The organism is Blautia sp. CAG:257 (assembly GCF_000433815.1).
GTDB classification, from domain to species: domain Bacteria; phylum Bacillota; class Clostridia; order Lachnospirales; family Lachnospiraceae; genus Blautia_A; species Blautia_A caecimuris.
Map to the genome: position 1 here is coordinate 43,056 of NZ_HF999096.1, position 7,770 is coordinate 50,825.

The 7,770-nt window shown below is 43.8% G+C and carries 7 protein-coding genes; 5 read left to right on the forward strand and 2 right to left on the reverse strand.

What is annotated here, in order from left to right:
* Nucleotides 1-30 precede the first annotated feature (30 nt).
* Entirely contained in the window at nt 31-165 is a 135-nt protein-coding gene (locus QVP40_RS11235) for a hypothetical protein (RefSeq protein WP_022068504.1), read from the forward strand.
* A gap of 23 nt (nt 166-188) precedes the next feature.
* Nucleotides 189-1,241, forward strand: a complete 1,053-nt coding sequence (locus QVP40_RS11240; RefSeq protein ID WP_288200516.1) for a M15 family metallopeptidase — start codon at nt 189-191, stop codon at nt 1,239-1,241.
* On the opposite strand, the gene QVP40_RS11245 is transcribed toward QVP40_RS11240, so the two are convergent.
* Entirely contained in the window at nt 1,217-2,413 is a 1,197-nt protein-coding gene (locus QVP40_RS11245) for a helix-turn-helix domain-containing protein (protein ID WP_022068506.1), read from the reverse strand. The two genes, QVP40_RS11240 and QVP40_RS11245, sit on opposite strands and share 25 nt — an antisense overlap.
* Nucleotides 2,406-3,887, reverse strand: coding sequence for a helix-turn-helix domain-containing protein (locus QVP40_RS11250; RefSeq protein ID WP_022068507.1), 1,482 nt, complete (start codon nt 3,885-3,887; stop codon nt 2,406-2,408). Before QVP40_RS11250 ends, QVP40_RS11245 begins: the two co-directional genes overlap by 8 nt.
* Nucleotides 3,888-4,153: 266 nt before the next feature.
* Between QVP40_RS11250 and QVP40_RS11255 the strand changes: the two genes are divergently transcribed.
* The 3 genes from QVP40_RS11255 to QVP40_RS11265 form a co-directional block, all read left to right on the forward strand.
* Nucleotides 4,154-5,263, forward strand: coding sequence for a zinc ribbon domain-containing protein (locus tag QVP40_RS11255; RefSeq protein WP_022068508.1), 1,110 nt, complete (start codon nt 4,154-4,156; stop codon nt 5,261-5,263).
* A 19-nt stretch (nt 5,264-5,282) separates the two neighbouring features.
* On the forward strand, nt 5,283-6,578 hold the full coding sequence (locus QVP40_RS11260; RefSeq protein ID WP_022068509.1) for a hypothetical protein: 1,296 nt from the start codon (nt 5,283-5,285) through the stop codon (nt 6,576-6,578).
* Nucleotides 6,579-6,588: 10 nt separating this feature from the next.
* On the forward strand, nt 6,589-7,770 hold a 1,182-nt coding region (locus QVP40_RS11265), incomplete at its 3' end, for a hypothetical protein (protein ID WP_288200517.1).

The following is a 7,770-nucleotide window of genomic DNA, read 5'->3' on the forward strand; positions in this document are numbered from 1 at the left end:
ACGGTTAATAAAAAGTCAGGAGGAACGGAAATGGGAGCAGGTGTTGTGATGATGGCCGGTGGGATCGTGGGAATGGTAGTCTGTATGACCCTTTTGTGTATTCTGCCAGGGATTTTTGAAAAACAGAGAAAAAAGCTGCTCAGTGAAATTGAAAATGAGATTTAGCAGCAGGGAGAGAACATCCGTATATGAAAAATGACAACAGAAGAGAACAGTTAGGACAGCCAATGAAAAAAGAAAACAGTCAAAAATCAGGGAATACATTATGGCTCCTGTTTTTTACAGGTTTGGTCTGTTTGTTCCTTGTAATGGGACTTCTGTGCTATTCCTTTGTGGGAATGAAAAAAGAGCTGCAGAAGAACAGCCGGGCAGCACAAAAGAAAGAGGATGAAATATCAGAAACCATCAGTCAGATGAAACAGGATATCCAGAGCCTGAATGAAAAAGTCCTGGCTCAGGAACAGGAGCTTGCAGATTATAAAAAGAACGCTCAGGTTCAGGGAGAAACTGCGGAAAATCCCCAAAAGGAGACAACAGAAGAAAACGCAATGATCGGTCCTCCGGCCCGGCCCGCGCTTTCTGCTGATCAGCTTCAGCCCGGGCAGATCATTGACATTTCTCAGATCCAGGGCAGTGAAAATACCTTTTTTCAGGAATATGAGATTTTGGAAGGAGACTCTGTATATAACAGGATCTACGGAAAATCTTATTATGAAAACGAAAATATAGGGCTTCAGGATCTTCGGTATCTGAAAATGCTGCACTATAATTTTAATCATGAAATTCAGGTGGGAGAAATGATCGTAAATGCTGCCATCAGCAGAGATGTACTCAGTGTTTTTCAGGAATTATTTGCCGCGGAGTATGAGATCCAGTCCATGCGTCTGATCGATGATTACTGGACAGGAGACGGGGATTCCTCTGACAGTAATTCCATTGACAATAACAATACGTCCGCATTCTGTTATCGGCAGATCACAGGCGGGGGAAATCTGTCAAATCATGCCTACGGACGGGCCATTGACATTAATCCACAGCAGAACCCTTATGTATGGAACTCCCAGGGGCAGCTTCAGTGGAGCCATGAAAATGCGTCTCCCTATGTTGACCGCGCCTGCGGAGATCCTCATGTGATTGTAGAAAATGATGTATGCTATAATATTTTTGCAAAATATGGATTCAGCTGGGGCGGTCTATGGGGTGATCCGATTGATTATCAGCATTTTGAAAAGGAATCCTGACAAAATTTTGCAGGCATGTGGGTTAAGTAATCTTCAAAAGCAGACAGAAGTCCCGGCTCATGGAGAGACAGGCGAATGGGAGTATTCCGAATGTCATCAAAGATCAGATACAGAACATTATTTTCTGCATAAAGGTGAAAACTGCCTGACGCCTCTGCCAGCGCGCCCTTTAAAAGCCTGAAATCTGCTGGGATGTACTGTTTCAAAGCTTCTGCCTTCGGAGAATCAAGCCTGCCCAGTGATTCCAGAGCCGGTTTTGTAAAAAAGCAGGGAAAGCTCTTATCGGCGGCAAAGTAGGAAGGAGTACATTCCCACGGAAGCTTATCAAAGCTTTTTTGGCTTTGTCTGAGAACCGGGATGCAGGATTTCTGATAGGTGTCAAAGAGCTTCCACATCATTTTTACGGTAGCGGGGTCCTGATATAAGATCCCTCTGGTACAGTCAGAGGTGGAAACCAGGGCGGAGCCTTCTGTCAGGATCAGTACCGGAAACAGATTCAGATTGGAAAAATGTGTCCGGATATTGTCATAAAAGCAATACGGATGATAGTCAAGCCCGTTTTTAAATGGAAGAAGAAGCTGTCTGAGATAGTTTATGTGACAGTATTCATCAGTTTCCGACAGCTGTTCCGTCTGATCAAGACAAAAAATATGATCGATCCTTACTGTACTGTTAAAAAATTCAGGGCCGCTCAGCAGGTGAAATAAAAATCTGCAGTCCGGCTGTATCAGAAATCCCATTCTGCCTCCTGTGGAATGGGATTCTTTTTTCAGCATTGCATGAAGATAGGCCGGAAAGCTGTTTTTTTCAGAAAAAGCAATGCAGGGACTGTCAGCAGGCAGCTCTTTGGAAAAGTAGGATTTTTTTACAGGCATGTCTGAAAAACCGTCAGAAAAATTTAAAAGAAAATCTTCCGTGCTTTTCCGCCTGCAGTAGGTGAGCTTTCCTGTAAAAGAAATCTCCCAGGCCTGTTCAAACTGGCGGGTTTCGTCAGGCGTCAGATGCATAAAGCAAGCCATTTTATCTCTGACAGAGGCGGACGGAGGACGACGATTTCCCTTTATGATCTTGTAGAGAGTAGAGCGGTCCAGCCCGCAGTATTTGGCCATAGAGTAAATATGAATGTTTTTCTGCTCTATAAATTTATTCAACAGTTCTGGAAATTCAGTCACAATGTGAAGCCTCCTTGATGGATTGTTTTAAATGTTCGATTGTTCGGCGGAAATATTCCAGCGTTTCCTCTTCGCTGTATAATGCTTCGGAATCCAGGCTTCCAAGATAATCATAAAGCGTATGAATGATTTCTGATTCCTGGATCCACAGATAGGAACGGTGGGACATAATATCAAAAAACATCAGGTACATATTATTTTCGCCTGCGCAAAGATGAAGACGTTTGGCAATCTGTTCAAAGGGCGGTTTCAAAAAACGGTAATGAGCCCTGGATTTTTGCTCCAGCAGATTTTCCAGAACAGTGATGCGTTCCTCTACAGAGAGCGTGTAAGTATGGGACAATTCCTGTGGAAGTTCAGCCAGAATCCCGGTTTCTGCAAATTTGTCAAGCTCATCTCTGCAAAAATAAAAATGAAATTCAGATTTTCGTATTACCTGACCTGCGCTTTTTACGTAGGCCTGCATATAGGCGATAATATTGTCTCTTCCTGGAAAGTCTTCCGGAACAAAATGCGCCACCCAGTCTCTTTCCAGAAATGGGATCAGGCAGGGCTCCGGTTCCATGTAGTAAAGTCTGGAGTTGCTGAGAGTTGTGGCAGTGACCATGTTTCCCTCTTCTTCAATGGAATGAGGAATCTGAAAAAGCGGTCTGCATTTTTCTTTATAAGATGAAAAAAGCTCCCACAGCATGGACACGGCAGCCGGATCCTGATGGAGAATACCGTTTTTGTAATCAGAGGTACAGGTGATCGCATATTTACTGGTGAGGATCATAGATGGAAAAACATTCAGACTGCGATAGTGAGAGTGTACATCGTTGTAAAAGAAAGATACCTGATAATTGATCCCGTTCATGAAAAGTGGAAGTATGGCAGATAAGTTTCTTATATTGCAGTAAGTGTCTGTTTTTTCTGTATAATCCATACACAGAATATGTTCAATGGAAAGACCGGAGCTGAAAAAATTCAGATTGGTAAGGTAACTGAAAAGAAATTCGCAGTCAGGCTGAAGTAAAAGACCTATTTTTCCATTTTCAGTCTGCATTTCTGCTTCCACGATATTCTGTACATAATAATGAAACAGCTCATGGCGTGAAAAAGAAATACATGGGCTGTCCGGAAGAGAAATGGGTTTTTCCGGTGCAGAGCCTGGGCTGAAAGCATTTGCAGAAACCGGGACTTTCAGAGCCGAGGGAAAGTTTAAAATGAACTTTTCGGCCTCTTTTCTTCGAAAATAAGTATCCTTTCCTATCTGGGAGATTTCATATGCACGGTTGAAAAGCCGGTTTTCTTCCGGTGTCAGATGCATGAAGCGGGCCATTTTATCTCTGATCTGTACAGTGGGAGGATGATGCTTTCCTTTGATGATTTTGTACATGGCAGAGCGGTCAATTCCACAGTATTTTACCATGGAAGCTACCTGGATGTTTTTTTCCTGTATATATTTACTTAAAAGATCTGAAAAATCCGACATGTTGTAAAACCTCACTTATATTAATTGCATCACTATTATATAGAAGGCTGTCGGGAGTTTCAAATATTTTGGGCATATTTAATGCCCTATGCTATTAAAAAAAATGACCACAAAAGGTGTCACATATTGTAGGTACAGTTTGTTGTATACAATAATAAGAACAGGAATTTTGCAAAAAATCAGGTGAATTTAATAAATAGAAGACAATATATATCAAAAAAAGAAGATGATGACCTGAAACAGAAAATTTTGATGGGAGGGAGAAAATGTACTGTAAAAAATGTGGGGCAGAAATAGAAGACAATGCTGTATACTGCCCTGAGTGCGGTGTTAAGATCAGGGATAATGAAGAGATGCCTGAAGCTCCGTACAGTTATGAACCGGAAGAGTCAGGAATAAATGACCCCTTGTGGGAACCGGAAGAAGCGAAAACGGGAAATAAGAAGCTGAGGTGGTTTGCAGCGGGACTTTTTGGAGTGGTCTTTGTAGCTGCAGCAGGAATCCTGTCATGGAAAATCCTGAAGCCCTCTGAGCCGGATCCCACAGAACCCACTGTGAAAATAGGAGAAGCAGTAGCGGAGATAAAAAATGAAGGCTCAGATAAAAAGAATGCTCAATCAAATGAAGAAACAGGAAAACAGGAAAATGTAAGAAATAAAGACGATGTCTCGGTGGCTCTTTCATCGGACTCAGATACAGGCATACCAATAGACGGAGAGAATACGGTAACAGACGAAGAAGGCCTGCCGGCATCAGAGACAGGTACTTCAACAAATGGAGAAAATACATCAGACTCAGACACAGGTGAATTGACAGAAGATGAAGATATAACGGAATCCGGAGTCAGTGTGAAATTAAAAGAAGAGGCACCTGAAAATATTTCTGAACAGAATAGTGGTTCGGGAGGAGCTTTTATATTAGAAGCTGTGGAACCGAATCTTACTTCTCTGAGGGAGGCGGGGGTGATCACCGCAAACGCAACCTCGACTTTTGCCCGGCCTGATACAGATCACAGTCCCATGCTGCTGTTTGACAAAAAAGACAATACGTTCTGGCAGGAGGGAACAGAAGGCTCCGGAAAGGGAGAAAGTGTAAGCTTTGGACTGGATGATACGTACCAGATCCAGTATCTGGGCTTTAAGCTGGGCAACTGGACGGACGATCAGCATTATGCCGGAAGCTCGAAGCCAAAAACAGTAACCTTTATGGCAGGAGGCAGCTCCGGGCAGGTAACCTTTGATGGAGATAAAAAAGTAGAGTGGGTAAAAGCTGACCCGCCTGTTACAGCTGACACTGTTCTGTTGGAAATCAATGATGTATATGTGGGAACTTCCGAGGATACCTGTATTACGGAAATTATGGTTTACGGAAAATAAACGGAAGGAGGAAAAGGAAATGGAGGATCATCATTATGGACAGAAAGAAAATCTGACCGGACCGGATATTTTTGACAAACCCATTGACCGCACGAAAAGCCGACGGCAGGCAGAACAGCGGTTTCGGGAACCGGAAACAGATATTCGGGAAAAACTGGAACAGCTTCCGCCTTTAAGCAAAAAAACAAAACGGAATATAGGGATTGCAGGTGCTGTGGCCCTTGTTCTGACAGGCGTGATCTGGGCCGGCGGCAGTTTTTTTGGTCCAAAGAAAACTGCCGAAAATTATGTGGAAGCTGTTCTGCAGGGAGACTGGAAGAGTGTCTACGAAAATCTGGAGCTGCCCCAGGGAAAGCTCCTTGGAAAAGAACAGTTTCTGGCTGTTACCCATGAAAGGAAACCAGTGGAGGTGACAAATCTGAAGCTGGAGGAACAGGACGGGTATGGTGGGTCAGCTTCCAGATTTCTGAAAGAATATACAGCAGAGTATTCCGTGAAAGGAGACTCCTCTGTAAGAAGTATGGAGCTGACTCTGAGCAGACAGAAAGAGAAAAAAATGCTTTTCTTTTCCAAATGGTGTGTGATACCTGAAGGACTGATCGTGTCCAATTACACGATAAAGGCGCCCGCCGGCTATAAAGTGGAGATGGATGGCACAGCTCTCACACCGGAGGAACAGCCTGAGCTGGAAGAAAGCGGATATGATGTTTATGCAGAAACAGTTTTTGCGGGAGATCATGTGATCACAGCCTCTGCTGACAGCAGGGAACAGGAAGAATTTCCCTGCTATATTTCAACGGACGAAAGCTATTATGAGGTACCAAAGCTTTCCATCAGCAAAAAAACAGTAGAACAGATGCAGGAAACAGTCAGGAAGTTTATGGGAGATGTTTACGGGGAAGTTCTGAACCAGTCAGGCCCCTCTGAAAAATATCTGGATTACTGGGCTGTAAACAACGGCAATAAGGAGACGGCTGCCATAGCCCGGGAAAATGCAGATGCTCTTTACAGGAAGCTGGAAGAGGACTTTGCATATACCAATGGCTATGAGTCCGTGCAGTTTACAGGTATGAACTTCAGTAATTATTACAGTGAGGTCACAGATGAGTACAGTGATGAGTATGGCGGTTCTTATGTGAATCTTCATGTAAGCTATAATTATGATTATACATACACAGGAACTTCGCTTTCCTATGACCAGCAGACAACTGCAGAAGACAGGTCAGAATCCGGCAGTTCAGATTCTTATATGACCTTTATCATGGAAGACGGGCAGTGGAAAATTTACTCTGCTGATCTTTACAGTATTTACTAGGAGGAGAAAAATGGCAAAATTTTGTTCACAATGCGGAAGACCTTTAAAGGAAGGAGAGGTGTGCGACTGTAAAAAGGCAGGAGCTGCTTCCGGCGCAGAGCAGAGACAGCCGGAGAAGGAAGACGCCTTTCGACAGTCTCAGTGGGATCAGAGATTTCAGAATGTCCAGGGAAATCAGCAACGATCACAGGCGGGCTATCAGCAAAACGGCCCGGCTTATCAGAATCAGGAACAGGATTATAACCGTCAGTGGGACAACTCATACAGAAGAGAAAAGCAGTCCTCAGAGGGAATTATTTCTTTTTTAAACACAACTTCACGCAGTCTGGGAAATGCTCTGGATAAAATTTATAATTTCATGACCCCTACCGATCGTCCGGGACGAACCAGCAATCTGGTACCTGTGCGCAAGCTGCTTGGATTTTCGAAAGAGGACAGGATCGCCCAGGTAGGGGACTGCTATGAACGGGGAATGAAAATTGTGCCGGATCTCATTCAGCCATGCGGTCAGGAAATTCCCGTAAGACAATATGATCTGTGTACAACGCGTTCTCTTTTAAAGGGAATGTGGCAGGAGGGCAGGCTGCAGGTGACAAATAAACGTGTACTGTTTCGGCTCAGCGGAAGAAACTGGTCAGGACGCGCTCAGAAATCCATAGAATTTACTCTGGATGATGTAGTTGGAATGGAGATCAGAAACGGAAGCCGCCTCAGCTTTGTTGCAATGCTTCTGAACCTTGTGATCGTAGCGATATTTTATTATTTCGGCCTTTTTATTGCAGACAGCTCACCTTCGCTGGAACTGGTTCTCGGACTTCTGATATCAGGAAGCTTTTTGCTTCTTCTGAGAAAACATTATTATGCAAAAGCCATCGCGCTTGCGTTTACCCTGCCGGGAGCCGCTTATATGGCAAGGGACGGCCTTGGTTCCATAGTCATGGTATTGGTTATGTTACTGTTTGTCATACATTATATATTAGCCTGTATACGGCCAAACTTCAGCTTTAAGATCATGACAAAAAGCGGATTTGCAAGTCCTATCAAAGAAGACGGAACAGGTACTGCGCTGTCATCGATGTTTCATTATTTTGTTGACAGGGGTCTGGAAGTTCTTCCGGGCAGAGATGCGGAAAAAGCAATGGATGAAGTGGGAACCATGATCATGGATATCCAGAAATTCGGAGATGCCGGA